The following is a 23,504-nucleotide window of genomic DNA, read 5'->3' as shown; positions in this document are numbered from 1 at the left end:
GCGCATTTCATCGCCGAAGCCCGCCGTCCGCCGCCCCGTAGGTTGGGTTGTACCCAACCCAACAGGTTTACTAAAAACTCAATGGCTGTGCAGCTTCTCTTGCAGCCAGACCTTGATCAGCGACTGATAAGGCACATCGCGGGCGTTGGCGGCTACTTTGATGGAGTCGAGCAAATGCTGGGGCAGGCGCAGCGAAATCGTCTTAGTCGTCGGCTTCAGGTTCGGCAGGGCGACTTTTTGGGCTTGTGACCAGTCCAGATGCTCGCTGGAGTCGTGCGACTCCCAATACGCACGCTCTGCGGCTTCGGTGGCGAAAGTGGGTAAGGGTTTAGGGCGCTTGTTCATAAATCGCTCGCTCCTTTCGGTGCATGTCTCTGGCTGAAATAACGCGGATCAGCACACCCGCTTGGTGCAAGGTGAAGGTGATGTGCAGCGCGCGGCCCTCGGTCGTTTTGCCCAACGCGTGCAGGCGCGGCTCGTGCTGGCTGTGGGCGGCGTCTTGCAGCATCAACAACGGCGCATTGAAAAACACCTGCTCGGCTTCGGCCATAGACACGCCATGCTTTTCATTCTTACGGGCGTTGCCATCGTCCCAGTTGAAGCCGCTAATCTGGTGCAGATCGATCATTTTTGTATATTACTATCATGTACGCTTTGCCAGCAAGGTGTCGGGTTACGCTGCGCCGCGCAAAGCCAACGCCAGAGAGGTAATAACAGGTAAAGCGTTATGTCGCAGCAGTTTCTTAAAACCACATCCGGGCGCACGTTGGTGTTGCCCAGCGCGCAAGACGATGCCGCCATGGCCGCTTTCAAGGCCACCGGCGCCGGCTGGCAAACGCGCATCGATGCCGCGCTGAAAGACTAGCTTAAAAATCAATCGTTGGTTTGAGTTGTCAAAAACCATATCTGCTAGCGCACGTATTTATTGGGCTATCGGCTGTTTTGATGCTCTATCCCGGTAGATCGGGTTAGCCTGAAGGGCGTAACCCGGCCTACGTGACTTAAAACTTATTCGCTTTGTGTGTTTCCACGTAAGAGCGCAACACCGCATGCATGCGGGACTGATAGCTCTTGCCTGTGTGCTTGAAAAAATCCAGCACTTCAGCATCGATGCGCAGCGTGATTTGCTGCTTGGTGTGAGGCAGCTGGGCGCGTCGGTGTAGTCGATCTGCTCATCCGGCATGGCTGCCACAGCCTCTAGCCGCGCCTTTTGCTCGGCACTCAAAAGCGGCGGCTTTTTCAGGTCAAGAGTTCGCTTCACGGTATTGCTTTTTTTCGTTGGCATTGGCTTTCCTTGCAGAGATAAGGAGGATGCTCTCCTCGTGTCGGAGCGTGTAGACCTGTCGCGCTTGATTTTCTACTTCTTGGCCTTACGGCTGTTTTGACCATAAATTACCGCCGCCGTCCGCTATTTTTTCGCTATTACAATAAAAGAAAATGCGCTACACCCACGATCCTCAAAAGTTGGCCGTCAATGTAGCCAAGCACCAAGTTTGGTTTCATGAGGCCGACGGGTTTGAGTGGGAAACGGCCATCGTCAAAGTCGATAGCCGCCATCAATATGGCGAGGCGCGGCTGGAGGCCATGGGGCTGATAGATGCGCGTTTGTATGTGTTGGTCTTCACGTTGCGTGAAACGGCGGTGCGCATCATCAGCTTGCGCAAAGCCAACTCCAGAGAGGTAAAGCGTTATGTCGCAGCAGTTTCTTAAAACCACATCCGGGCGCACGTTGGTGCTGCCCAGCGCGCAAGAAAATGCCGCCATCGATGCCGCCATTGCCGCCGACCCCGATGCCCGTGAGTGGCTGGCCGCAGATTTTGCCGAGGCCCAGCCGGCCAAGGCGTTTTTTGATCCGGCGACTTATGCGCAGCTCACCCGCCTCAAGCGCAAGCCCGGCGAGCGCGGGCCGCAGCAAGCGCCGACCAAGGTGGCCACCACCATTCGGCTCTCGCCCGAGGTGATGGCTGCCTTCAAGGCTACGGGCGCCGGTTGGCAAACGCGCATCGATGCCGCGCTGAAAGACTGGCTTAAAAATCACTCGCCGGTTTGATATTTTGAGAAAAACCATAGCTGTTAGCGCACGTATCTATTGGGCTGGCGGTTGTTTTGACCTTTAATTGGAGTCTGACCCCGATTTCTGAAAAATAATAGCTGCTAGCACACGTATACATTGGGCTATCTGCTGTTTTGACCATTAATTCAATGTCTGTGCAGCTTCTCCTGCAGCCAGACCTTGATCAGCGACTGATAAGGCACATCGCGGGCGTTGGCGGCTACTTTGATGGAGTCGAGCAAATGCTGCGGCAGGCGCAGCGAAATCGTTTTAGTCGTCGGCTTTAGGTTCGGCAGGGCGACTTTTTGGGCTTGTGACCAGTCCAGATGCTCGCTGGAGTCGTGTGACTCCCAATACGCACGTTCTTGTGCTTCGGTGGCGAAAGTGGGTAGGGGTTTAAGGCGCTTGTTCATAAATCGCTCGCTCCTTTCGGTGCATGTCTCTGGCTGAAATAACGCGGATCAGCGCACCCGCTTGGCGCAAGGTGAAGGTGATGTGCAAGGCGCGACCCTCGGTCGTTTTGCCCAAAGCGTGCAGGCGCGGTTCGTGCTGACTGTGGCCGGTGTCTTGCAGCATCAACAGCGGCGCATTGAAAAACACCTGCTCGGCTTCAGCCATAGACACGCCATGCTTTTCATTCTTGCGGGCGTTGCCTTCGTCCCAGTTGAAGCCGGTAATCTGGTGGAAATCGATCATTTTTGTATATTACTATCATGTACGTTTTATGCCAATGGGTTGGCTAACGGGTGATGCAGTACCAGCAGCCCTGCGAGACTGGTTTGGACCCCGCGCGGCGCGGCACGCCGAGTTATCAGCATGAGGAAAGCCAATGACCGAGAGCAAAAACACTTCGGCGTCTTGGGTTGACCCGGACGACGCACCTGACTTGAGCCAAGCCGATCTGAGTCAAGCCGTGTGGCACGTGGCTGGGCGTGAAGTCAGCCCCGAAGTGGGTCAGCAAGCCATGCGCAGGGCGGCGCGCGGGCGTCCGGTGGGTAGCGTCAAAGCAGATACCAAGCAGGCGGTGACGGTGCGCTACAGCCCCGACGTGTTGGCCGCCTTTCGGGCGATGGGCAGCGGCTGGCAGGCCAAGATGGACGATGCCCTGCGGGAATGGCTGCGCACACACAACGCAATTTGATTAAAAACCATAGCTGCTAGCGCACGTATCCATTGGTCTAGCGGCTGTTTTAACCTTTAATTGGAGTCTGACCCCAATTTTTGGTTGGGCCGCAGGGCGTAACCCGACGGGCTGCTAATGCACTGCGCGGTGTCGGCTTACGCTGCGTTAATCCGATCTACCAACCTATGATTGAGACTTTCCTCGGCAACAGAACAGGACTTTCTATGCAGATTGTGGTTAACGTTCCGCGCCATTATTTGGACGCCATGCACCAAGCGCCCGAGGACTTTGTCCAAGAGGCCAAGCTGGCGATGGCGGCCAAGTTGTTTGAGATGAAGCGCCTGTCTTCTGGCATGGCGGCCCAGCTTATTGGGCTGGATCGGGTGACATTCTTGGCGCAGTTGCAGCGTTTTGGTGTCCCACTTATCGATTTGGACGAAGACGAGCTGGCGGGTGATATTCACAATGCCTGAGCGCAGTGAGGTGTTGGTCACCAACACCACGCCACTGATTTCGCTGGCTGCTGCTATGGGCAATTTGGATGTTTTGCGCTTTCTTTATCGTCGGGTAGTAGTGCCCTACGAGGTTGCACAAGAGGTGTGCGCTGGGGGGGCGCATGCCTTTGGGGTGGATGCTTTCCAAGGGGCTGATTGGTTGGACATTCAGCCGGCCCCAGTGCCTTTATTGGCGTTTTTGCAAAACTCTTTGGATCAGGGCGAAGCTTCGGTTATTCAAACTGCGATGAACCTTGGATTGCCCTTGGTCTGTATCGACGAGACAGCCGGGCGGCGTGTTGCCCGGCTATGTGATTTGACGTTGACCGGCTCGATTGGCGTTTTGCTGAAAGCCAAGCATTTGGGTTACGCCATTTCTATGCCCGATGCCATCGCAAAAATGCGCCACCAAGGCATTTGGCTCAGCGAGCGTGTCGTGCAGTTCGCGCTAACCCATTGATTGGCCCAGCCCCGTAGGCGCGTAACCCGACAGGTTGTCCTAAATCTCTGTAGGTCGTGTTAGCCCGTAGGGCGTAACCCGACGGGCGGCTGATGCGCTGCGCGGTGTCGGGTTACGCTGCGCTAACCCGACCTACGTGGCTGCGCACCGTGCCGGCTGCGGAGATTAGGGCGGTGCTACCAAGGGTGGTGGGCCGCCAGCACAATCTCTCACCCAAATACCTTGCGCGCAGCCCGCATGCCGTGCAAAAACCGTGTTTGCCGGCGCGCGCACAGTTGCGCCATCTGCGCCGGCGTCCCCACGGCTGAGCCAAACTCCTGCAGAAACGTCGATGCCATGGCAATGAACACGTCCGCTTCAACTCCCAGGCGCGCCAGCAGCGCTGGGCTGCCCTGCGCCATGCAGCCCTTTTTGTTCGGGTGCACCTGGCGGCCCGTCCAGTCGACCAGCTCGGCATAGTCGTGCCAGCCAAAAGGCACCGCCCAGGGCGTGCGACCGGTGGCGTCAAAGGGCATCAGTGGTGCCTGCGGCAAGGGCGCTGTGGCGGTGGGTGATTCTGCCGCCGCATCCACCGGCGCCTGCAGATCGGGCGCCAAGGGTTGCGCCAGCGGTTCGGGTGCACAGCCCAGCCGCTCCTGGATCGAGGTGTAATCCGACGCCTCGGGTGACTCGGCCATGCCGGCGCGCACCGGGTTCAAGTCCACATACGCCATCGCCGCCAAAAGCGCCTGCTCGTCCAGCAGCGCCTGGCTCTTAAAACGCCCCTCCCAAAACCGCCCCGTGCAATCGTCCTCGGCATTGGCCTGCCGGGCCAAAGACTCGTTCAGCACGCGCATGTACCAGGACAGGTCAAACAGCCGCGTGCGGTAGGTCTCGGCCATTTCGTGCACTTTCTCCAGCTCGCTTTGCCCCATGGCCGCGCGCGCACCCGACAGATAGCGCTGCACCAGCAGCGGGCCGGTAAACAGCTGCGTCCAGCGCTGCAGCACCTGCTCGGTGCTCCACTGCTGCGCCCGCGCGCTGTCGATGTGCAGCACCACGTGGTAGTGGTTGCTCATCACCGCATAGGCCGCCACGTCAATGGCAAAGATGTGCGCCAGCTCTTTGATGCGGGTGGCAATCCAGCCGCGCCGGTGCTCAAAGTTCTGGCCGCTGTGGTGGTCGTGCCCGCACAGAAAGGCGCGGCGCACGCAGCGCGAGACGCAGTGGTACCAGGCGGTATCGGGCAGGCTGACGAGGGCGGAGCGAGGGCGGGTCATGGTGTGGGAGCTTAAAAGGCGGTTGGGCGGGTGTCAACTAAGTGGGTGTCCTTTAGTTTGCAAGTTTCCGTTCTATTAGGCTTGCGGCTGTTTTGACTTCTAATTGGAAGCTGATCCCAATTTCTGTTGTTCATGGCCTGATAACGCAAGCGTTCTTGAGTTTTGCCATATCGAAATCCACCCAACGACCATTGGCATAGACCTTCCTAGGTAGCGTGCTTCTATTTCGCAGGAGACTTGCTGTTGCAACTCCAGCGACTTCGATATGTGCCAAATCAAGCAGCGTTTGCGGAACGATTCTGGCTGTATGCGGTTGTCCTGCAACCGATGTCAACGCATTTATGTCCGCTTGCATTGCTAGCGCTGCTTGATCGCTGAACCATACGAATGCGGGAACCTCGAAAGAACGACTGGAGAGTCTTTCATTAGAACCGTTTTCACATCCAGGTTCATCAATATCTTCGCCGTGATCGGATATGTATAGCAATACTGCTCGGCGCTTTGTTTTAGAAAGAGACTCGATGAGTTCTGAGAGAATATAGTCGGTATAGAAAATAGTATTGTCGTAGGTATTATTGGCAGCTACTTTATCTGTGATTAATTTCTTTGGGAAATACTTGATGCCGTCGAATGCAGGTTCAAAGCGCTTATAATTATCCGGATACCTGAAGGCGTAGTTAAAATGGCTGCCCATGGTGTGCACAACAATCATCTGCTTATAATTCGGCGAATCATTGATTATTTTTTGGAATAGTGGAAGCAGCGCTTCATCATATGCACCTTTAGCCAGATAACTCCCCGGATTTGTATAAATAACCCGATTCGAGTCTTTTGCATAGAAGGAAATTGGGCTATCATAAAAGCCGGATGCAGACTGATTAGATAACCATGCTGTTTTGTATCCACTTGCTTGAAATGCCTTAACTACCGAAGGCTCAGTCATCTGGGGCGTTTGATTGTCTGGTGCGTAGACTGGATAGCGTGCTAATACTGGCGGAATCGCCGATCGAGTCGCAACTGTAAGCGAAATAACATCAGATAGTTTGACTAAATTTTGAAGAGCATCGAGTCGCGGAGTCGTCGGACGACTATAACCAAAAAGACTCCAACGATCGCGCCGAGAAGATTCTCCGATGACTAGAATGACTAATTCGGCTCCCGATTGATCGAGAGCACGAGGCATGAAGTTAAAATTCTCGAAAGTGCCTCTTAATTTATCCACTCGCGCGTTATCTTTTAGATTGATAAAAAGCGATAGTGGAAGATCAATCGGATAAACACGTGACCATATATCTATTAAATAAGATTGATGTGCTTCGAGGAATGGATCAGCATCTTTATCAAGCGTGATGTCTTGCACCACCGTCTGCATCTGCGCCAATCCAGCCGCAATGCAGACTGTCGGGAACGCAATGAGAATCCACGTACGTGATGGATGAATCCATTCGATTTTTGCTCTTTGAAGCTGGACGGCAATCCATAGATAAAGCCCCAGAGAGGTTATAGAGCCCGCGACTAAGCCCGTAAATGCTGCTGCAAAGCTGACCAACTCCGTAACACTCGTGTCGAGTACCATCCCCACGAAAACCGGTGAAATTGGTGTTCCATAGGCAAGCCGGACATAAAGAGATGCGAACCACCAAAAGACGAAAGGTATTGCAAAAAAAAGTGCCGTCGCGACATTTTTAAACAGCGCAAACCAGATCGCCCAGAAGCTGAAACTGTAGACCGCAGTCTGAAGAAATGCTGAGAAGCTTATCGTGCTCTCTTCGGGGAGAGCGATAAAATTAGGGAGTATAAGGGTGAAAATCACCCCTATCAGAAAAATTAAATCGCGTTTTTGCATTGAGGCCGTTGACTAATTTTGGCATCCCCTCATACCATTTTATTTATAAAAAAAAGGGCATAAAGCCCTTTTTCTTAGTAATTTTCAATTAATTCATTAAATTGATAATTATTTAATGATTATGTAGCAGCGAGGCGGCACTCGGAAGGACGATATTTAAGCGCCAAGGTACCGCCAGTACACGACCAAGAAATACGGTCTGCGGGAATTGCGTCTGCTACTAGGGCTGCGGCGCCAGCGGTCGGAACGAAAATCACGGTGCCGCCACCAGCTTTGGCGGTAGTAGTGACTGTGATTTGGCCACTATCAGCGGCTATGGCAACGCTCGTTACGTTGCTGCTGGCCGTGGGAGGCACATACCCGGCGCCCAAGTTTGCGGAACCGGAAGCTGCGTTTTCCGCCACTGCCACCTTGGCAGCCGAAGCTGCAACCATGCCCTCTGCTACCCTAGCCCGAACCGTGTAATCCTGATAAGCCGGCAAAGCCACAGCCGCCAAAATACCAATAATCGCCACAACGATCATCAACTCGATCAACGTAAAACCCTTCTGGGCCATTTGCATAGAACGCTTCATAAATCTCTCCTCGGAGTTATTAAAAAAACCTGCAGAAGAATTCTTCAGGTCTGCAGGGGTATCAGCAGGTTCTGTGCCAAGTCGGTTTTTGCAACATCTACTTGCATACGGATACATGGCCGGCTGTTTCAGCCTGTTTCCGTAACATCTGTACAGCACAAAATGTCAATGTGACGTTTTTGTTCTGTCATGAATGTCATTAGCCAACGTAAGGTCTTACAAATGCTGGCGTATGCCCACAATGGCCGTGGAGGGCTGGATTTTGGGTTAAATCAGCCTCTAGCCCTTTAGATACGGGCGCTATCAGCTATGATTTTTAATAGTCACATTGCCAGTCGGCGCGCGACAGCCAAACGATACGCGGCCATGTCTTCGCGCTTGTCGATGGCGAGCACCAGCACCACCAGCGCGCCGTCTTCGACGCTGTAAACCAAGCGATAGCCTTGCTGGCGTAGCTTAATTTTGTAGCAATGTTGCAGGCTGCCGTGCAGCTCAGAGCCGGTATGGGGTGGCGCTGGGCGCAGCTTGCGGCTCAGAGGGTGTCAATGTCCACCTCGATGGCGCTGTCCTTGAGTGCCAAGCGTTGGCGTGCTAGAGCCAGCAAGTCACGATCGGCCATGTCCTCAATGAGTGCCTCAAACAGCTTGGGCGTGACCATATAAAAGGCCGGGCGGTTGTGGCTGAGGAAAATTGGGGTCAGACTCTAATTTTAGGTTAAATCAGTCTCTAGCCCTTTAGATACGTGCGCTAGCAGCTATGGTTTTTGTATTGCATTCGCTCAAGCAGAGGTTAATTCAATGCGCAGCTGCTTGCCCAGAGCGGTGGCGGCGCTGCTGAGCGTGGTCAGCGTCAGGCTGGTGTCCTGTGCATCGAGCAGGCGATTGAGGGCGGCGCGGCTGGTTTGCATTTTGGCGGCCAAGGCGGTTTTGGTGATGCGCTGGGCTTTCATCTCGTGCGCAATTTGCCACGCCACCACCCGCTTGATAGCGATGGCCGAGGCTTCTTCAAGGATGCCCTCGTCTGCCAAAAAATCATCAAAGTTGCTGCCGATATGTGGGTTCATTGCGTGCTCCTTAATTGTTTTAAACGGGACTTGGCGGTCTCCAAGTCGTTGGCCGGCGTGGCTTGCGCCTTTTTGATAAAGCCATGCAGCAAGACCATGACACCGCCCACCACGGTGAACAGCACGCGGGCAATGCGTCCGATCAGTTGAATGCGCACTTCCCAGAGGTCTTTGTCCATTTTGCGTACCAGCGGCATACCCAAGGGCCAGCCAAACTGCACAGTTTTGATGTCCTCGCCAATCGAGCGCCGCTCTGTGGCCGGCAAGTCCTTGAGCCAATCGCGTACCGGCTCCGTACCGGCGCCCGTCGCAAAGAAGCGCACTTCTAATATGGGGATGATCATGCCAAATCGTACCGAAAAAGATACGTTTTGTATGGGAGTAGCCGCGAGTTTTGTGGCTTTGTACCGGCTACAGGGGCTAGTTTAGCAATCAAATCAGTCGCTAACCCAATGAATACGTGCGCTGGCAGCTATCAATTTTTCTTGAGCAGAGGTCGGGGGCCTGTTGGGTTGGGTACAACCCAACCTACGAATACAAAGACAAAGCCGCCAAAGCGGCCTCGGGCTGCGCTTGCCCCCCTGCCTGCACGACAATGCCTATTCACTCTGGAGCGCACGCCATGTCCCAACCCGCACCGCAATGCCGCTTCGACGCCTCGGCCTATCTGGACTGGGAGGCGCAGCAAACGGACAAGCACGAATACTTGGACGGTGAGGTGTTCGCCATGGCGGGCGCGTCTGATGCGCACGTGACGCTGGCACTGAATCTGGCGGTGGCGTTGCGCGCCCACCTGCGCGGCGGGCCGTGCAGCGTGTTCATCTCCGACATGAAGCTGCGGGTGGCGGCGGACAACGCTTACTTCTACCCCGACGTGTTTGTCACCTGCGCCGACGCCGACCGCGCCCAGGCGCTGCACAAGAGCGCGCCCACGCTGGTGGCCGAGGTGCTCTCGCCTTCCACGTCGGCCTACGACCGAGGCGCCAAGTTTGCCGCCTACCGCAAACTGCCCAGCCTGCGCGAGTACCTGCTGATCGACCCCGAGCGCACCAGCGTAGACCTGTTCCGTCGCAACGAAGAAGGCCGGTGGGTGCTGTTCCCGCACGAGGCCGGAGGCGACATGCTGGAGCTGGCCAGCGTGGGTCTGCGCCTGCCGCTGGCGCAGTTGTATGAGGATGTGGAGTTTCAAGCCAAATCGGCCTCTAGCCCGCATCCAGAAAGCGCTGGCCGCTAATGGGGCTTAGCTGATAGGGGGTCAAGTCCCGTTGCAATCCTGGCCTTGGCGGCGGATTACTTGTCGCTCAGGCGTGCACGTCCAGCAGCGTGCCGAGCATCTGGTCGGCGGTGCGCAGGGTCTGCAGGTTGGCTTTGAAGCTGTAGGTGGCCGACATTTGCGCGACCACGTCTTGTTCCAAGCGCGGGCCGGTTGGGCCCGTACTGCCCACACTGGCAGTGACGCCGCCGCTATTGCGCGCTTCTTGGGCCACGCTTTGGCGCTGGAATTGCGGCGTTTGCAGGTTGGCAATGTTGTGCGCCGCGGCGCCTGAGCGCACTTGTGCGGCTTGCAGGCCGGAGGAGGCGATGGCGGTGAGTGCAGTCATGGCTGGATTCTCGCCGCTGCGTGCCGAACAGGCAAAGGGGCGCAGCCTACAATCGCACCTCTTTACCAAGCCGATGGCCGCCCGCCTGGAGCACCCCGTCGCGCGGCCTGGCAATTACCGAAGCTGGAGCCCCTGGATGCCCGAGAACACGACAGCGATCAACACTCCCGAAAAACGCGCTGAGCTGCGCCGCGCTGCACTGGAATACCACGAGTTTCCCAAGCCCGGCAAGATCGCTATCGCCGCGACCAAGCAGATGGTCAACCAGCACGACCTGGCGCTGGCCTATTCCCCCGGTGTGGCCTCGCCGTGCGAGGAGATCGTCAAAGACCCGCAAGCCGCCTTCAAGTACACCAGCCGCGGCAATCTGGTCGGCGTGGTGACCAACGGTACCGCAGTGTTGGGCTTGGGTGATATTGGCGCGCTGGCCAGCAAGCCGGTCATGGAGGGCAAAGCGGTGCTGTTCAAGAAGTTCTCGGGTATCGATGTGTTCGATATCGAGATCAACGAGAAAGACCCGGAAAAACTGGTCGAAATCATTGCCGCGCTCGAACCCACTTTCGGCGGTATCAACCTGGAAGATATCAAGGCGCCCGACTGCTTTTACGTCGAGCGCAAGCTGCGCGAGCGCATGAAGATTCCGGTGTTCCATGACGATCAGCACGGCACGGCGATTGTCGTCGGCGCGGCCATTCTGAACGGGCTGAAGGTCGCCGGCAAAGACCTGAAAGCGGTCAAGCTGGTGACTTCGGGTGCGGGCGCGGCGGCGCTGGCGTGTCTCGGGCTGTTGGTCAAGCTGGGTATTCCGCGCGAGAACATCTGGGTAACGGACATTGTCGGCCTGGTCTATGCCGGGCGCACCGAGCTGATGGACGAAGACAAGGTGCAATTTGCCCAAGTCACCGACCAGCGCACGCTGAGCGAAGCGATTGAAGGCGCGGACGTATTTTTGGGCTTGTCTGCCGGCGGTGTACTGAAGCAGGACATGGTGCGCAAGATGGCGCCGACGCCGTTGATTTTTGCGCTGGCCAACCCGAATCCGGAAATCCAGCCCGAGGACGTCAAGGCGGTGCGCAGCGACGCCATCATTGCCACCGGCCGCACCGATTATCCGAACCAAGTCAACAACGTCCTGTGTTTTCCGTACATCTTTCGCGGTGCGCTCGATTGCGGTGCCACCACCATCACCATGGAGATGGAGATTGCCGCGGTGCACGCCATTGCCGACTTGGCGCAGGCCGAGCAAAGCGAGGTGGTGGCAGCGGCGTATGTCGGCGAGGCGCTGGCGTTTGGGCCGGAATATCTGATTCCCAAGCCGTTTGATCCGCGCCTAATGATGAAGATTGCACCGGCCGTCGCCCAAGCCGCCGCCGACAGTGGCGTGGCGCAGCGCCCGATTGCCGATATGGCAGCCTACAGCGACCATTTACAGACCTTTGTCTATGCTTCTGGCACCACCATGAAGCCGATTTTCATGATCGCCAAGCAGGCCGCCAAGAAGCGCGTGGCCTATGCCGAGGGCGAAGAAGAGCGCGTGCTGCGCGCGGCGCAGATCGTGGTGGACGAGCGCTTGGCGCGCCCGACGCTGATTGGCCGCCCGGAGGTGATCGCTCAGCGCATTGAAAAGTTCGGTCTGCGCCTGGAGCAGGGGCGCGACTATGACGTGGTGAACGTCGAGAACGACCACCGCTACCGGGATTTTTGGCAGACCTACCACGGCATGATGGAGCGCAAGGGCATCACGGTGCCGGTGGCCAAGATCGAGATGCGCCGGCGCCTGACCCTGATTGGCAGTATGTTGTTGCACAAGGGCGAGGTGGATGGCCTGATTGCCGGCACCTGGGGCACGCCGACGATGCACCTGAGCTACGTCGATCAGGTGATTGGCCGGCGCGAGGGCGTGAGTGTGTATGCCTGCATGAATGGCCTGTTGTTGCCCGATCGCCAGGTGTTCTTGGTCGATACCCATGTCAATTACGACCCGACGGCTGAGCAGCTGGCTGAAATTACCATCCTGGCGGCCGAAGAAATGAAGCGTTTTGGCTTCAAGCCCAAGGTGGCGCTGCTGTCGCACTCCAACTTTGGTAGCAGCAACCAGCCTAGCGCGGTCAAGATGCGCCGGGCGCTGGAGTTGCTGCAGGCGCAGGCGCCGTGGCTGGATGTCGATGGCGAGATGCACGGTGATGTGGCGCTGGACAGCAAGGCGCGCGCTGCGCTGATGCCGCGCAGCACCTTGGTGGGCGATGCCAATTTGCTGGTGCTGCCGAACATGGATGCGGCCAACATCTCGTACAACCTGCTCAAAACCGCAGCCGGTGGCAATATTTCGATTGGCCCGGTGCTGCTGGGTGCAGCGCAGCCGGTGCATATTCTGACGGCCAGCGCCACGGTGCGACGCATCGTCAACATGACGGCCCTGACCGTCGCTGACGCCAACGTGCAGCGCTGAGCTGCGGCAGCGCCGGTGGCGTGCTACGCCCGCCACGCTGTTTTGCCATTTGTCATTTGCCTGCCCAAGAATTGGGCAGGCGCTTGCGTTTTCGGGGGCTTTCCGTCACACTAGCGTCTTGAAATTTCGGGTTAACCCGTAGTTTCTGAAAGGTTTATTTGATGCTGAAGGCCCCTACCGCCAGCGCGTGCAAGGCGGGTTTTGCGTGTATTTTGAGCGTCGCATTCGTGTTCGCTCCTGCCTTGGCAGATGCAAAGTCACCCCCGTTATTCCCGGCATTGCCAGTATTGGACCGCCCGGCACCGATGGCGCTCGCGCAATTGCCGCCCCAAGGTCGTGCCACCTATGCCTTGATTTACCGCGGGGGGCCGTTCCCGCACGACAAGGATGGCACGGTCTTTGGCAACCGTGAACGCCTGCTGCCAGCGCAAACGCGCGGCTATTACCGTGAGTACACCGTAGGAACCCCCGGCGCACGCAATCGAGGTGCGCGCCGCATTGTCTGTGGCGGAAAACCCATCGCCCCGAGCGTCTGTTATTACACCGCTGACCACTACAACAGCTTTCGCGAAATTGCCCCATGACCTTAGCCGCAAAAATCCAGCATCCTCTTGTTTCACGGTGGTTGATGCCGCCGTTGCATGTTCCCCCCCAGGCGCAGCCGATGGCGCCAGTGTTGGGTGACCCCAATTTTTGGACTTTAAAAGAAAGAGACGCGGAGATGGACACACCACTTCGTAAAGACCACGATTCCCCGCTGCGCGGCGTGCGCGCCAACATTGTGCAATCCATCCGCGCCCACCGCGTGCAGGACTTGCAGGATGCGGCCGCTGTGCTGGGGCACCATTTTCTTTACGCCAACCTCGCCCATGCACTGACCAAACAGGACGTGCTGGATCTGATTGCCCAGCAATTCATGTTTCCTGCGCACTTTGGCAAGAATTTTGATGCGCTGGCCGACTGCATGACCGACCCGTTGCACAAGTCTGGCCCACAGCCGGGCTTTGTCGTGGTGCTGGAGCAGATTCCTGCCACCGCCAAGTTTGACAAGGAAGCGCGCGAGCAATTGCTCGACGTGTTTCGCGACGCGGCCGAATACTGGGGCGATCGCAAAATTGCCTTCCGCTGCTTTTATTCTTTTCTGTAGCCCGTTCTGCATCCCACCGCCTGGCAGAACGGGCGAACGAGGCTTTGCTGGCCAAGGAGCCGGCCGCCTTGCTGGGCCTTCAGATCAGCACCTCTGTCGCCGAAAAATTGCCGACCGACAAGCTGCTCGATATCTCGGCGCTGGCGCTGCGCATGAGCAGCCCGTTCAATGCCAGCTACTGGCTGGCAGCCGCCTGAGCTGGCGCCGCTGAGGCGCTGCACAACCCCTTGAAACCCGTCCTTGTGACGGGTTTTGTGTTTTAGAGAGCGTTTGCTCCCATGTCCAAAGATAAAAACCACTACGTCTGCTCCGAATGCGGTGGCACCAGTCCCAAATGGCTAGGCAAATGCCCGCAGTGCAACGCCTGGAATACCCTGATCGAATCGGTGGCGCAGGAGGCGGGCAGCAAGCACCGCTACAGCGCAGCGCAATTCACCGGACTGGCGATGGCGCAGGCCGTGACGCCGCTGTGCGCCATCGAGGCCACCGATATTGCGCGCACGCCCAGCGGCATTGATGAGCTAGACCGCGTGCTCGGCGGCGGCATTGTCGAAGGCAGCGTGGTGCTGATCGGCGGCGACCCCGGCATCGGCAAATCGACGCTGCTGCTGCAGGCGCTGGATGCCTTGCAGCGCACGGGCCTGCCAACGCTGTATGTGACGGGCGAAGAAAGCGGCGCGCAGGTGGCGCTGCGCTCGCACCGCCTGGGGCTGATGGGCAGCCAGGTGAATGTGCTGGCCGAAATTCAGCTGGAGAAAATCCTCGCCACCGTCGAGTCCACACAACCGGCGGTGGCGGTGATCGACTCGATCCAGACGGTGTATTCGGATCAGCTCACGTCGGCGCCGGGCTCGGTGGCGCAGGTGCGCGAGTGCGCAGCGCACCTGACGCGCATGGCCAAGCGCTCGGGCGTGGCGATTGTGCTGGTCGGCCATGTGACCAAAGAGGGCGCGCTGGCTGGGCCACGCGTGCTGGAGCACATGGTGGACACGGTGCTGTACTTTGAGGGCGACACGCACAGCCAGTTTCGGCTGGTGCGCGCCATCAAGAACCGCTTTGGTGCCGTCAACGAGATTGGTGTGTTCGCCATGACCGAAAAAGGCCTCAAGGGCGTGACCAACCCGAGCGCCATCTTTCTCAGCCAGCACAGCGAGCCAGTGCCCGGCAGTTGCGTGCTGGTGACGCTGGAGGGCACGCGCCCGCTGCTGGTTGAAATCCAGGCGCTGGTCGATGGCGGCGGGCCCAATCCGCGCCGCCTGTCGGTGGGCCTCGACCGTGACCGTCTGGCGATGCTGTTGGCGGTGCTGCACCGCCATGCCGGCGTGGCCTGCGCCGACCAGGACGTGTTTGTCAACGCGGTCGGCGGTGTGCGCATCAGCGAGCCGGCCGCCGACCTGGCGGTGATGTTAGCCATCACGTCGAGCCTGCGTGGGCGGGCGCTGCCCAAGGGCTTTCTGGCTTTTGGCGAAGTCGGGCTAGCCGGCGAAGTGCGCCCGGCGCCGCGCGGCCAGGAGCGCCTGAAAGAAGCTGCCAAGCTGGGCTTTACCGTGGCGGTAGTGCCCAAGGCCAACGCGCCGAAAAAGCCGATTGAAGGGCTGACCATCCATGCCGTCGAGCGCATCGAACAGGCCATGGATGCGGTGCGCAGTCTGGAGTGAGGGGTTTGAGCAGGCATCGGTGCAGCACTGCCGATCTGGGCGCTGAGCGGCGCCTTAAAATCTTCTGTTTTGCGACTGTTGAACCCAAAGGAATCCCATGAGCCCCGTAGTTCCCTCGATGGCCGATCGTGACGGCAAGATCTGGATGGACGGCCAGATGGTCGATTGGCGCGATGCCAAGATCCACGTGCTGAGCCACACCCTGCACTATGGCTGCGGCGCTTTTGAAGGCGTGCGCGCCTACAACACGGCGGACGGCACGGCCATCTTCCGCCTGGAAGAGCACACTGAGCGCCTGTTCAACAGCGCCAAAATTTTGCGCATGAAGATTCCGTTCACCAAAGAAGAAGTGAACGAAGCGCAAAAAGCCGTGATCCGCGAAAACAAGCTCGAATCGGGCTACCTGCGCCCACTGACCTGGATCGGCTCGCAAAAGCTGGGCGTCTCGCCCAAGGGCAACACCATTCACCTGATGGTGGCAGCCTGGGCCTGGGGCGCCTATTTGGGCGAAGAGGGCATGGCGCGCGGCATTCGCGTCAAGACCAGCAGCTATACGCGCCACCATGTCAACATCACCATGACCCAGGCCAAGGCGGTGAGCAACTACACCAACTCCATTCTGGCCAACATGGAAGCCATCGACGACGGCTACGACGAAGCCTTGTTGCTGGATGCATCTGGTTTTGTCTCTGAAGGCGCCGGCGAGAACATCTTTGTGATCAAGAACGGCGTGGTTTACACCCCCGACTTGTCGGCGGGTGCACTGAACGGCATCACGCGCAACACCGTGTTCCATATCTGCAAGGACTTGGGGCTGGAAGTGGTGCAAAAGCGCATCACGCGCGACGAGGTCTATATTGCCGACGAAGCCTTCTTCACCGGCACCGCCGCCGAAGTGACGCCCATCCGCGAACTCGACCGCATCGAGCTGGGCTGCGGTAGCCGGGGCCCGATCACCGAAAAAATCCAGAGCGCGTTCTTTGACATCGTCAACGGCCGCAATCCGAAATACGCCCATTGGCTCACCAAGGTCTGAATCATGTCCCAAGCTGTTGTTGAATTGCTCACCAAAGACCTGAACGATCAGGGCGGTGTGTTTTGTCCCAGTCCCAAGGCCGACATGAAGCTGTGGAACAGCCACCCCAAGGTGTACCTGGATGTGGCGCACACGGGCGCGGCCAAGTGCCCGTATTGCGGCACGGTGTATCGCTTGAAGGCGGGAGAAGTCGTTCAGAGCGCGCATTGATCGCACCGCAAGCTGTGGGCTGTGGTGGTCAGCTTTTGACGCACATCCAGTGAGTCGTACCGCTCAAATGGCAGGGGCGCAGCCAGTCGGGCGCCCGCTGAAAGTGCTGCATTTCGTCACCGGAGGGTTTTCCGGCGCTACGCAGGTGGCAGTGGATTTGTGCTTGGCCGCCCAGGGTGACCCGCGCCTGCAGACGTTGCTGGTGTTGCGGCGCAAGCGCCACACTTCGGCCGCGCGCGTGGAGGCCCTGCGTGCCCAGGGCCTGCAGGTGCGGGTGGTCTCCAACTGGCTGCACGCACTCACCGTCTGGGAGACGCGCCAGATCATCCGTCGTTGGCAACCCGATGTGGTTTTTGCGCATGGCTTCAGCGATCACATCTGGGGTCGGCAAGCGGCGATAGCGGAAGGCGTACCGCGCATCTTCCATGTCGAGCACAACGCGCGCGAGCGCTACACCCCACGGCGCCTGCGCCAGGCGCTGGCGCTGGCGGCGCATACCGAGGCCAGTATCGGCGTGTCTGAAGGCGTGCGCACCAGCCTGATCGAGCGCGGTTTTGCGCCGCAGCAATGTCTGGCCATTCCTAACGGGATTGCGCTGGAACGCTTTCCGGACAGCCTGCTGCCTGCACGCTGGCAGGACCGAACCAGCGCCATCCTCATGGCCTCACGTTTTGCCCGGCAAAAGGACCAGGCCACGCTGATCCACGCGTTAGCGCAATTGCGCGCGCGTGGCTTGGCGCCCGCGCTGCACTTGGCCGGCGTAGGCAGCGAGCGGCTGCAACGGCAGGCGCAGGCGTTGGTGCGTCGCCTGGGTCTGCAGCAGCAGGTGCACTTCCTGGGCAACGTGACCGACCTGCCCCGGCGCTTGGCGGACACGCAGGTGTTTGTACTGTCCACCCGCTGGGAGGGTATGCCGCTGGCGCTGGTGGAAGCCATGGCCGCTGGCTGCGCCTGCATCGGCACCGATGTGGTGGGGGTGCGTGAGGTTATCGAGCAGGGCAGCACGGGTTTGCTGGTGCCTCCTGGCGATGCCACGGCACTCGCCGACGCATTGCAGCGGCTGCTCCAGCAGCCGGCCTTGGCGCAGCAGCTCGGCCACGCTGCGCGCCAGCGCGCCTTCTCCGCGCATGGGCGCGACCGCATGTGGCAGCGCTACCGCGAGCTGTTGGGTGGGGAGACGCAGAAGGCAGGTGAGCCATGAAGCCGACGGTAACAACGGCAGTCGGGTCCACCGCCCCGTTTCACATAACCACGCTGGCCGCTTTTCTGCTGCCGGCGCTGGCGTTGTGGGTGCCCTCGGGCTACTCCTACGGCGCGCTGGTACTGTTGTTAGGGGCGCTGTGGTTTGCCCCGACGTGGCTGCGGCGCAGGCCCGAGGGGCTGACGCTGGGGCTGGCTGTGCTGTTGCTGGGCATGGGCGGCATGTGGTTCCTGCTGTCGCTGGACACGGGCTCTGGGCACTGGGACAAGGGCCTCAAATGGATGCTGGGGGCGTTGTGCCTGCTCTTTACAGCGACTTATCCGCCGCGCCCGCAGGCTTTCATCATCGGTTTGCCCATTGGTTGCCTCGGTATGGGGGTGCTGGCGCTGTGGCAGACCCTGGGCCTGGGCATGGAACGCGCGACGGGCTACACCAATGCCATCCAGTGGGGCAACTTGGCCCTGCTGTTGGCCTGTCTGACCGGTGTGCCGCTGGTGGTCTACTGGCGCGGGTTACGCACGCTCTGGCGCGTGCTGATGGCACTGGCTCTCGCGCTTGGCGTGGCGGCCTCGTTGCTGTCGCAATCGCGCGGCGGCTGGTTGGCACTGGTGGGCGTGCTGGCGCTGGGGTTGCTGTTGGTCTGGCGCATTCGCCGCCGAACGTTCGTGCCGCTGCTGGCCGGCGCAGCCGGGCTGCTGCTGGTGCTGACGTTGGTGCTGGGCTTCACGCCGCGCTTCAAGGAGCGCATTGGTCTGGCAACCACCGAAATTACCGGGTATCTGCACACCGGCCAAGAGAACACCTCGCTGGGGGTGCGTCTTGCGCAATACAAATTGATCGCCCAGCTGATTCCGCAAAAACCCTGGCTGGGCTGGGGTGCGCACGGCTTTGTTGACGAGATGCAGCGGCGCGTGGACGCCGGTGAATATGGGCCGGAGATGATGCATTACCCGCAGATCCACAACGACTTTCTGGATGTGTGGGTCAAGGTGGGCATCCTGGGCGTATTGCTGCAGGCGACGCTGTTTGCCTGGGTGCTGGCCATGTTCTGGCCTAACCGCGCCCGCCTGGCCCGCTACGCTGAGGACTCGCCCGTGTGGCGCGATGCGCTGGCGCTGCGCGCCATGGGCTGCGTGGTGCCCGTGGCCTACTTGGTGTTTGGCATGTCGCAGCCCTTTTTTAACCACAACAGCGGCATCATGTTTTTTGTGTTCTATGTGGCTGTGCTGTGGTCCGCGCTGCAGGGCGTAGAGCGGGGCCTGTGGCCGCAGCGCACCGCGTGGGCGGCTGGCGTGCGGAGCCGCTGATGGTCTGGCTCAGCATCCTGGTGCCGGTGTACAACGTGCAGCCCTACCTGTACGAGTGCCTGGCCTCTGTCGTCGAGCAGGTTGGCGAAGACGAGGGCGTGCAGATTCTGGTGCTGGACGATGGCTCCAGCGACGGCTGCGGGGCACTTTTACAAGAACTCAGCCAGCGCTGGCCCGGCCGCTTGCAACTGCTGCAGCACCCGCGCAACGGCGGTCTGAGCGCGGCGCGCAACACCCTGATCGACGCGGCGCAGGGAGACTACCTGTGGTTCCTTGATTCGGATGACAAGCTGTTGCCGGGGGCCATCCAGGGCCTGGGCGCCATCGTGCAGGCGCACGCGCCCGACGTGGTGCTGTGCGACTTTTGCGTCTGGCGCGCCCGTCCGCAACTCAAGCACCGGCTGCGCGGCGAACGGCACCGGCGCAGCTTTGAGGGTCCGGCGAGACAACTGGTACAGGATCGCTGCGCGCTGCTGGCGGGCATGCTGACCACAGGGGAGTTGCATGCCTGGTCCAAGATTTCGCGGCGCGCGCTGTGGGGCGAAGACCTGCGTTTTCCGCAGGGACGCTACTTTGAAGACATGACAACCATGCCGCTCATGGCCCTGCGCGCGCAGAGCTTTTATTACGAGCCCCGGCCCTGGGTGGCCTATCGCCAGCGTGGCAACAGTATTTTGTCCAGCATGAGTCTGCCCAAGGCGCTGGACCAGTCGGCCGCGCTGCTGCCGCTGGCGCAGGCACTGCGGCTGACGCCATGCCACGCCCATGCCGGTGTGCAGCTGGCGCTGGCGCAGCAGGCCGCGCGCAGCCTGATCGGCGCGATGCGCTACGTTTGCCAATCCCAAGGCAGCATTGATGCCAGCGAAGCGCCCTCGAGCGTGGCTGAACACATACGCCGAAATTTCTGCGAGATTTCACCACTGGCGCCTGAAGCCCTGGCGCGCGCCTACCTGCTGTGCGGCTGGTGGCTGCGGCGTCAGCGATTTCTGCGCTGGTACGGAGCGCAGCCACTCCCATGAACTTCTGCCCGGCCAAGGGCCCAGTCCACACCACACCATGAAGCGCCGCAAGAATTCGTTCGAGAAATGGTTTTCTTTCAGCCGCCACAGGCGCCGCTTAGGGGCCGGTGCGCTGGGTGCCGTGCTGGAGCAGGCGGACCTGCAAGCACTCAAAACACAGTTGGTGTTGGCCGCAGATGGGCAGGAGCGGGTCTATGCGCACGGTTCGGCGCCGGATCTGGCCGAGCACCTGCTGCGCTTGCGGGGTGAGTTCGTTGGCCAGCCAGAATTGCTGTACCGCCACGCGCAACTGATCGTGCTGATCCGCCGCGAGGTCGATATCCCGGCCCACTACGAGCGCTTTGAGCAATTGTGGCTGGCCGAGGTGTCCTATCTGCGCACGCAGCTGGACTTGCGCTGGCTGGTGGCGGCTTGCGACACTTTCATTGACCACGCCAAGGACCCGGTGCTGCGCGCGGTGGCCTTGAGCGCGGTGGTGCTGGTCAACACCGTCAAGCTCCAGGAGACCGAGCGCTTTTTGCTGGGCGCTGCAGCGACCAGCGCGCCCGAGCAGGAGGAGGCCCTGCAGGCGCTGCGTACGCGCCGCGTCAACCTGTTTGATGGCCTGTCGGCCTTCATTCCCGGCACCGACGACACGCTGCGCAATATGCGCTGGCGGCTGGATGACGTGTGTGCGCTGCATCCGCTGGGCGCGGTAGTGCTGGAGATCTTCGAGCGCCTGCAGGGCGAGAGCCATGACAACGTCTACCTGCGTTTCAAGCAGCGCCACACGCGTGACAAGACCCGTTGGTGGCAATCGTGATTTCAATAGCCCCCACCCCACGTCCCGACTGGATGGGGGCAGAGGGTGCCAGCGCATTGGCTGCTGTTTATGGGTGTGCTGACAGCGCTGCGCTGGCGGCGCGCCATTCGGCTGCCAATTGCGCCACCAGCGCCGCTGCCGGCAGCGGCCGGGCTGCAGCCACGCCCTGGCCCGCCCACATCGACAGGTAGTCGGCTTGACCGGCTTGGGCTGCGGCGCGGCGCAGTGGGCCAGTCAGCGCGTTTTGCACCGGATAGGCGGGTATCTCGTCTTCAAACGGCCGCAGCTGCTCCACCATGCGGTTGACGATGGCCCGCGCCGGGCGGCCAGAAAAAATGCGCGTGGTGCGCGTGTCGGTGGCGGTAGCGCCGGCCAGCGCCTGGCGGTAGGCGCTGCCAATGGCGGCTTCGGGGCAGACCAAAAACGCCGTGCCCATCTGCACCGCCTCGGCACCCAGCGCTTGCGCGGCGGCAATGCCACGCCCGTCCATGATGCCGCCGGCAGCGATCACCGCCACGCCGCGCGGGCGCAGCGCATCGACACACGCCGGTACCAGCGCCAGCGTGCCGATCATCGAGGCGGCAAAGTCACCCAGAAAACTGCCGCGGTGGCCGCCAGCTTCCATGCCTGAGGCGCAGACCGCATCCGCGCCCACATCGGCCCAGGCCAGCGCTTCGGCCACCGTGGTGGCGGTGCCAATCACATAACAGCCGGCCGCCTTCAGACGTGCCATGTCGGCGCTGCCGAGAATGCCAAAGGTGAAGCTGGTCACGGCCGGCCGCGCGGCCAGCAAGGCCTCGAACTGCGCACGGAAATCTTCGCACCAGCGTGCGGGCACCGCCGGTTGCAGGCCGAATTCGGCGTACAGCGGCGCCAGGCGCTCCAGTGCGCGCGCCACGGCGGCGGCGTCGGGGTGGGCGTGTCCTGCACAAATAGGTTGATGCCAAACGGCTGGTCGGTGCTGCGGCGCACTTGCGCCGCAGCGTCGGCTATCGCAGCGGGCGAATAGCTGCCGGCACCGATCATCCCCAGACCGCCGGCGCCCGAAACGGCAGCGGTCAGCGCCGGGCTGTCCGAGCCGGTCATCGGGCCTTGGACGATAGGCAGGCGCAGGGGGAGGGGGCGCAGAAAAGAGGTCGGCATAGGAGGTTTCCTTGGAGAGCAATATAAAAACAATAGCTGTTAGCGCTTGATAGATAAGGATTTCAAGATTAAAACCGCTTGAAATCCAATAAATAAGTGCGCTATATGCTCACTTTATTGACAAGCAACGTCTGCTGCAGCGCATCCAGCGCCGCCGAGCGGTAGCCGCTGCGCCGCACCAGCAGCGTGTCTACCGATTGCAGCGGGTGCAAATGCAGCGCCGGCGGTGTGCGCGCCAAATCGAGCACCGAGCGCGGCACCACGCCAGCGCAGTTGCCCGCCGCCACGCAGGCCAAGATGGCGTGGTACGAGCCCAGCTCTAACAACTGCAGCGGCTGCGCGCGCCCGGCCAACCATTGCTGGGCGATACGGCGGTAGGTGCAACCCGATTCAAACACTGCCAACGTGCGCGGCTGCACGTCCTGCGACCCGGTGATCGGCGGATGGTCGGCGGGCAGCGCCAGCAGCAGTTCTTCGCAAAACACCGGCACGGCATCGAGCGCTGGGTCGCTGGGTTGGCCCGGCGGCCAGGCGATCAGCACCGCGTCCAGCGTATGGGCGCGCAGGCGATCGAGTAAATCTTGTGAGGCGCCGGTGGACAGCTCCAGCGCCACCGCTGGCCACTGCCCATGAAAGCGCGCCAGCGGCCCGGGCAGGCGGCTGGCGGCGGTGCTCTCCATCGCGCCCAGGCGCAATCGGCCCTGCGGTTGTGTCGGCTGCAGCGCTTGGCGCGCTTCTTCGGCCAGCGCCAACAGCCGCTGGGCATAGCCTAAAAAAATCTGGCCTTCGGGTGTCAGCGCCATGCGTTTGTTTTCACGCAAGAACAGCGCGCTGCCCAATTCGTCCTCCAATTGGCGCACACGCGTGGTGACGTTTGACTGCACGCGTTGCAGCCGCTCCGCCGCCCGCGTCACGCTGCCTTCGGCGGCCACCGCGCAAAAAATTTCCAACGCCACAAAGTCCATCTGCTGCCTTGTTTATCTTGATTTAAGATAGTTAAATAAATTACGTTCTTTTATCGAGATGATAAAGGGCGCTTTCTTGGCTGGCAATTTTCC

At 60.0% G+C, this 23,504-nt stretch carries 32 protein-coding genes and 1 pseudogene; 18 read left to right on the top strand and 15 right to left on the bottom strand.

Annotated features, from left to right (window positions below):
- Positions 1-78: 78 nt before the first annotated feature.
- On the bottom strand, positions 79-345 hold the full coding sequence (locus tag Q390_RS0102850) for a BrnA antitoxin family protein (protein WP_027994723.1): 267 nt from the start codon (positions 343-345) through the stop codon (positions 79-81).
- Positions 329-628, bottom strand: a complete 300-nt coding sequence (locus Q390_RS0102845) for a BrnT family toxin (protein WP_027994722.1) — start codon at positions 626-628, stop codon at positions 329-331. Before Q390_RS0102845 ends, Q390_RS0102850 begins: the two co-directional genes overlap by 17 nt.
- A gap of 99 nt (positions 629-727) precedes the next feature.
- Here Q390_RS0102845 and Q390_RS20255 point away from each other — a divergent pair, with 99 nt between their 5' ends.
- Complete coding sequence (locus Q390_RS20255; protein WP_084153741.1) at positions 728-865, top strand: BrnA antitoxin family protein; 138 nt, start codon at positions 728-730, stop codon at positions 863-865.
- 136 nt (positions 866-1,001) lie between these two features.
- Here Q390_RS20255 and Q390_RS20250 read toward each other — a convergent pair whose 3' ends face one another.
- Complete coding sequence (locus Q390_RS20250; RefSeq protein WP_245606847.1) at positions 1,002-1,100, bottom strand: BrnA antitoxin family protein; 99 nt, start codon at positions 1,098-1,100, stop codon at positions 1,002-1,004.
- A 337-nt stretch (positions 1,101-1,437) separates the two neighbouring features.
- On the opposite strand from Q390_RS20250, the gene Q390_RS0102825 reads away from it, so the two are divergent.
- Together Q390_RS0102825 and Q390_RS0102820 are read left to right on the top strand one after the other, a co-directional pair.
- Positions 1,438-1,710, top strand: coding sequence for a BrnT family toxin (locus tag Q390_RS0102825; protein ID WP_027994721.1), 273 nt, complete (start codon positions 1,438-1,440; stop codon positions 1,708-1,710).
- The gene (locus tag Q390_RS0102820; protein WP_084153740.1) at positions 1,691-2,050 is read left to right on the top strand and encodes a BrnA antitoxin family protein; all 360 of its coding nucleotides are present in this window, start codon (positions 1,691-1,693) and stop codon (positions 2,048-2,050) included. Before Q390_RS0102825 ends, Q390_RS0102820 begins: the two co-directional genes overlap by 20 nt.
- Positions 2,051-2,199: 149 nt before the next feature.
- Here the strand turns inward: Q390_RS0102820 and Q390_RS0102815 are convergent, their stop codons facing one another.
- Positions 2,200-2,466, bottom strand: a complete 267-nt coding sequence (locus Q390_RS0102815) for a BrnA antitoxin family protein (RefSeq protein WP_027994719.1) — start codon at positions 2,464-2,466, stop codon at positions 2,200-2,202.
- On the bottom strand, positions 2,450-2,749 hold the full coding sequence (locus Q390_RS0102810; RefSeq protein ID WP_027994718.1) for a BrnT family toxin: 300 nt from the start codon (positions 2,747-2,749) through the stop codon (positions 2,450-2,452). Before Q390_RS0102810 ends, Q390_RS0102815 begins: the two co-directional genes overlap by 17 nt.
- A gap of 133 nt (positions 2,750-2,882) precedes the next feature.
- Here Q390_RS0102810 and Q390_RS0102805 point away from each other — a divergent pair, with 133 nt between their 5' ends.
- The 3 genes from Q390_RS0102805 to Q390_RS0102795 all read left to right on the top strand — a co-directional run bounded on the left by Q390_RS0102805 (position 2,883) and on the right by Q390_RS0102795 (position 4,130).
- Positions 2,883-3,194 (top strand): BrnA antitoxin family protein, encoded by a 312-nt coding sequence (locus tag Q390_RS0102805; protein ID WP_027994717.1) that lies wholly within the window; start codon positions 2,883-2,885, stop codon positions 3,192-3,194.
- Positions 3,195-3,400: 206 nt separating this feature from the next.
- Positions 3,401-3,649 carry a UPF0175 family protein gene (locus Q390_RS0102800; protein WP_027994716.1) on the top strand — a complete coding sequence of 83 codons (249 nt, stop codon included), beginning with the start codon at positions 3,401-3,403 and terminating at the stop codon, positions 3,647-3,649.
- A gap of 13 nt (positions 3,650-3,662) precedes the next feature.
- Complete coding sequence (locus Q390_RS0102795) at positions 3,663-4,130, top strand: PIN domain-containing protein (RefSeq protein WP_211250405.1); 468 nt, start codon at positions 3,663-3,665, stop codon at positions 4,128-4,130.
- A gap of 209 nt (positions 4,131-4,339) precedes the next feature.
- Here the strand turns inward: Q390_RS0102795 and Q390_RS0102790 are convergent, their stop codons facing one another.
- The 7 genes from Q390_RS0102790 to Q390_RS0102760 all read right to left on the bottom strand — a co-directional run bounded on the left by Q390_RS0102790 (position 4,340) and on the right by Q390_RS0102760 (position 9,217).
- Positions 4,340-5,389 carry a transposase gene (locus Q390_RS0102790; RefSeq protein ID WP_027994714.1) on the bottom strand — a complete coding sequence of 350 codons (1,050 nt, stop codon included), beginning with the start codon at positions 5,387-5,389 and terminating at the stop codon, positions 4,340-4,342.
- A gap of 130 nt (positions 5,390-5,519) precedes the next feature.
- Positions 5,520-7,235, bottom strand: coding sequence for a phosphoethanolamine transferase (locus Q390_RS0102785; protein WP_027994713.1), 1,716 nt, complete (start codon positions 7,233-7,235; stop codon positions 5,520-5,522).
- 119 nt (positions 7,236-7,354) lie between these two features.
- Entirely contained in the window at positions 7,355-7,810 is a 456-nt protein-coding gene (locus Q390_RS0102780) for a pilin (protein WP_281174765.1), read from the bottom strand.
- 323 nt (positions 7,811-8,133) lie between these two features.
- Positions 8,134-8,334, bottom strand: coding sequence for a type II toxin-antitoxin system RelE family toxin (locus Q390_RS20245; RefSeq protein ID WP_281174769.1), 201 nt, complete (start codon positions 8,332-8,334; stop codon positions 8,134-8,136).
- Positions 8,335-8,342: 8 nt separating this feature from the next.
- Positions 8,343-8,468: a hypothetical protein gene (locus Q390_RS20480; RefSeq protein WP_281174764.1), complete on the bottom strand. Its 126-nt coding sequence runs from the start codon at positions 8,466-8,468 to the stop codon at positions 8,343-8,345.
- Positions 8,469-8,588: 120 nt separating this feature from the next.
- Positions 8,589-8,873: an XRE family transcriptional regulator gene (locus tag Q390_RS0102765; RefSeq protein WP_027994711.1), complete on the bottom strand. Its 285-nt coding sequence runs from the start codon at positions 8,871-8,873 to the stop codon at positions 8,589-8,591.
- Positions 8,870-9,217: a type II toxin-antitoxin system RelE/ParE family toxin gene (locus Q390_RS0102760; protein WP_027994710.1), complete on the bottom strand. Its 348-nt coding sequence runs from the start codon at positions 9,215-9,217 to the stop codon at positions 8,870-8,872. The genes Q390_RS0102765 and Q390_RS0102760 overlap by 4 nt, the downstream gene beginning before the upstream one ends.
- Before the next feature lie 278 nt (positions 9,218-9,495).
- On the opposite strand from Q390_RS0102760, the gene Q390_RS0102755 reads away from it, so the two are divergent.
- On the top strand, positions 9,496-10,107 hold the full coding sequence (locus tag Q390_RS0102755) for a Uma2 family endonuclease (protein WP_027994709.1): 612 nt from the start codon (positions 9,496-9,498) through the stop codon (positions 10,105-10,107).
- A gap of 67 nt (positions 10,108-10,174) precedes the next feature.
- Here Q390_RS0102755 and Q390_RS0102750 read toward each other — a convergent pair whose 3' ends face one another.
- Entirely contained in the window at positions 10,175-10,474 is a 300-nt protein-coding gene (locus Q390_RS0102750) for a flagellar basal body rod protein FlgC (protein WP_027994708.1), read from the bottom strand.
- 136 nt (positions 10,475-10,610) lie between these two features.
- Here Q390_RS0102750 and Q390_RS0102745 point away from each other — a divergent pair, with 136 nt between their 5' ends.
- The 11 genes from Q390_RS0102745 (at position 10,611) to Q390_RS0102695 (ending at position 21,303) form a co-directional block, all read left to right on the top strand.
- A complete protein-coding gene (locus Q390_RS0102745; protein WP_027994707.1) occupies positions 10,611-12,923 on the top strand; it encodes an NADP-dependent malic enzyme in 2,313 nt (770 codons plus the stop codon).
- A gap of 161 nt (positions 12,924-13,084) precedes the next feature.
- The gene (locus tag Q390_RS0102740) at positions 13,085-13,507 is read left to right on the top strand and encodes a guanyl-specific ribonuclease (RefSeq protein ID WP_027994706.1); all 423 of its coding nucleotides are present in this window, start codon (positions 13,085-13,087) and stop codon (positions 13,505-13,507) included.
- A 137-nt stretch (positions 13,508-13,644) separates the two neighbouring features.
- Positions 13,645-14,070 carry a barstar family protein gene (locus Q390_RS0102735; RefSeq protein WP_027994705.1) on the top strand — a complete coding sequence of 142 codons (426 nt, stop codon included), beginning with the start codon at positions 13,645-13,647 and terminating at the stop codon, positions 14,068-14,070.
- A 68-nt stretch (positions 14,071-14,138) separates the two neighbouring features.
- On the top strand, positions 14,139-14,267 hold the full coding sequence (locus tag Q390_RS20475) for a hypothetical protein (protein ID WP_281174763.1): 129 nt from the start codon (positions 14,139-14,141) through the stop codon (positions 14,265-14,267).
- A gap of 81 nt (positions 14,268-14,348) precedes the next feature.
- Positions 14,349-15,728: a DNA repair protein RadA gene (gene radA, locus Q390_RS0102725; protein ID WP_027994704.1), complete on the top strand. Its 1,380-nt coding sequence runs from the start codon at positions 14,349-14,351 to the stop codon at positions 15,726-15,728.
- A gap of 97 nt (positions 15,729-15,825) precedes the next feature.
- Complete coding sequence (locus tag Q390_RS0102720) at positions 15,826-16,764, top strand: branched-chain amino acid transaminase (RefSeq protein ID WP_027994703.1); 939 nt, start codon at positions 15,826-15,828, stop codon at positions 16,762-16,764.
- A gap of 3 nt (positions 16,765-16,767) precedes the next feature.
- Positions 16,768-16,974 carry a zinc-finger domain-containing protein gene (locus tag Q390_RS0102715; protein WP_037472018.1) on the top strand — a complete coding sequence of 69 codons (207 nt, stop codon included), beginning with the start codon at positions 16,768-16,770 and terminating at the stop codon, positions 16,972-16,974.
- 97 nt (positions 16,975-17,071) lie between these two features.
- Positions 17,072-18,175, top strand: coding sequence for a glycosyltransferase (locus Q390_RS0102710; RefSeq protein ID WP_027994701.1), 1,104 nt, complete (start codon positions 17,072-17,074; stop codon positions 18,173-18,175).
- Positions 18,172-19,482, top strand: a complete 1,311-nt coding sequence (locus tag Q390_RS17300) for an O-antigen ligase family protein (protein ID WP_051603000.1) — start codon at positions 18,172-18,174, stop codon at positions 19,480-19,482. The genes Q390_RS0102710 and Q390_RS17300 overlap by 4 nt, the downstream gene beginning before the upstream one ends.
- Entirely contained in the window at positions 19,482-20,501 is a 1,020-nt protein-coding gene (locus tag Q390_RS0102700; protein WP_027994700.1) for a glycosyltransferase family 2 protein, read from the top strand. Before Q390_RS17300 ends, Q390_RS0102700 begins: the two co-directional genes overlap by 1 nt.
- Positions 20,502-20,538: 37 nt before the next feature.
- A complete protein-coding gene (locus tag Q390_RS0102695) occupies positions 20,539-21,303 on the top strand; it encodes a hypothetical protein (RefSeq protein ID WP_027994699.1) in 765 nt (254 codons plus the stop codon).
- A gap of 67 nt (positions 21,304-21,370) precedes the next feature.
- On the opposite strand, the pseudogene Q390_RS17295 reads toward Q390_RS0102695, so the two are convergent.
- Together Q390_RS17295 and Q390_RS0102685 are read right to left on the bottom strand one after the other, a co-directional pair.
- A pseudogene (locus Q390_RS17295) lies at positions 21,371-22,446 on the bottom strand (NAD(P)H-dependent flavin oxidoreductase).
- Between the two features lie 101 nt (positions 22,447-22,547).
- Complete coding sequence (locus Q390_RS0102685) at positions 22,548-23,411, bottom strand: LysR substrate-binding domain-containing protein (RefSeq protein ID WP_027994698.1); 864 nt, start codon at positions 23,409-23,411, stop codon at positions 22,548-22,550.
- Positions 23,412-23,504: the final 93 nt, after the last annotated feature.

This window comes from Simplicispira psychrophila DSM 11588, assembly GCF_000688255.1.
Classification (GTDB): domain Bacteria; phylum Pseudomonadota; class Gammaproteobacteria; order Burkholderiales; family Burkholderiaceae_C; genus Simplicispira; species Simplicispira psychrophila.
The sequence above is the reverse complement of the archived record's forward strand: the minus strand, read 5'-3'. Positions and strand labels throughout refer to the sequence as shown.

Coding starts and splice junctions, on each gene's coding strand:
- Q390_RS0102850 (WP_027994723.1), bottom strand. CDS start 345: ATGAACAAGCGCCCTAAACCCTTACCCACTTTCGCCACCGAAGCCGCA.
- Q390_RS0102845 (WP_027994722.1), bottom strand. CDS start 628: ATGATCGATCTGCACCAGATTAGCGGCTTCAACTGGGACGATGGCAAC.
- Q390_RS20255 (WP_084153741.1), top strand. CDS start 728: ATGTCGCAGCAGTTTCTTAAAACCACATCCGGGCGCACGTTGGTGTTG.
- Q390_RS0102825 (WP_027994721.1), top strand. CDS start 1,438: ATGCGCTACACCCACGATCCTCAAAAGTTGGCCGTCAATGTAGCCAAG.
- Q390_RS0102820 (WP_084153740.1), top strand. CDS start 1,691: ATGTCGCAGCAGTTTCTTAAAACCACATCCGGGCGCACGTTGGTGCTG.
- Q390_RS0102815 (WP_027994719.1), bottom strand. CDS start 2,466: ATGAACAAGCGCCTTAAACCCCTACCCACTTTCGCCACCGAAGCACAA.
- Q390_RS0102810 (WP_027994718.1), bottom strand. CDS start 2,749: ATGATCGATTTCCACCAGATTACCGGCTTCAACTGGGACGAAGGCAAC.
- Q390_RS0102805 (WP_027994717.1), top strand. CDS start 2,883: ATGACCGAGAGCAAAAACACTTCGGCGTCTTGGGTTGACCCGGACGAC.
- Q390_RS0102800 (WP_027994716.1), top strand. CDS start 3,401: ATGCAGATTGTGGTTAACGTTCCGCGCCATTATTTGGACGCCATGCAC.
- Q390_RS0102790 (WP_027994714.1), bottom strand. CDS start 5,389: ATGACCCGCCCTCGCTCCGCCCTCGTCAGCCTGCCCGATACCGCCTGG.
- Q390_RS0102785 (WP_027994713.1), bottom strand. CDS start 7,235: ATGCAAAAACGCGATTTAATTTTTCTGATAGGGGTGATTTTCACCCTT.
- Q390_RS0102780 (WP_281174765.1), bottom strand. CDS start 7,810: ATGAAGCGTTCTATGCAAATGGCCCAGAAGGGTTTTACGTTGATCGAG.
- Q390_RS20480 (WP_281174764.1), bottom strand. CDS start 8,468: ATGGTCACGCCCAAGCTGTTTGAGGCACTCATTGAGGACATGGCCGAT.
- Q390_RS0102765 (WP_027994711.1), bottom strand. CDS start 8,873: ATGAACCCACATATCGGCAGCAACTTTGATGATTTTTTGGCAGACGAG.
- Q390_RS0102760 (WP_027994710.1), bottom strand. CDS start 9,217: ATGATCATCCCCATATTAGAAGTGCGCTTCTTTGCGACGGGCGCCGGT.
- Q390_RS0102755 (WP_027994709.1), top strand. CDS start 9,496: ATGTCCCAACCCGCACCGCAATGCCGCTTCGACGCCTCGGCCTATCTG.
- Q390_RS0102750 (WP_027994708.1), bottom strand. CDS start 10,474: ATGACTGCACTCACCGCCATCGCCTCCTCCGGCCTGCAAGCCGCACAA.
- Q390_RS0102745 (WP_027994707.1), top strand. CDS start 10,611: ATGCCCGAGAACACGACAGCGATCAACACTCCCGAAAAACGCGCTGAG.
- Q390_RS0102740 (WP_027994706.1), top strand. CDS start 13,085: ATGCTGAAGGCCCCTACCGCCAGCGCGTGCAAGGCGGGTTTTGCGTGT.
- Q390_RS0102735 (WP_027994705.1), top strand. CDS start 13,645: ATGGACACACCACTTCGTAAAGACCACGATTCCCCGCTGCGCGGCGTG.
- radA (WP_027994704.1), top strand. CDS start 14,349: ATGTCCAAAGATAAAAACCACTACGTCTGCTCCGAATGCGGTGGCACC.
- Q390_RS0102720 (WP_027994703.1), top strand. CDS start 15,826: ATGAGCCCCGTAGTTCCCTCGATGGCCGATCGTGACGGCAAGATCTGG.
- Q390_RS0102715 (WP_037472018.1), top strand. CDS start 16,768: ATGTCCCAAGCTGTTGTTGAATTGCTCACCAAAGACCTGAACGATCAG.
- Q390_RS17300 (WP_051603000.1), top strand. CDS start 18,172: ATGAAGCCGACGGTAACAACGGCAGTCGGGTCCACCGCCCCGTTTCAC.
- Q390_RS0102700 (WP_027994700.1), top strand. CDS start 19,482: ATGGTCTGGCTCAGCATCCTGGTGCCGGTGTACAACGTGCAGCCCTAC.
- Q390_RS0102695 (WP_027994699.1), top strand. CDS start 20,539: ATGAAGCGCCGCAAGAATTCGTTCGAGAAATGGTTTTCTTTCAGCCGC.
- Q390_RS0102685 (WP_027994698.1), bottom strand. CDS start 23,411: ATGGACTTTGTGGCGTTGGAAATTTTTTGCGCGGTGGCCGCCGAAGGC.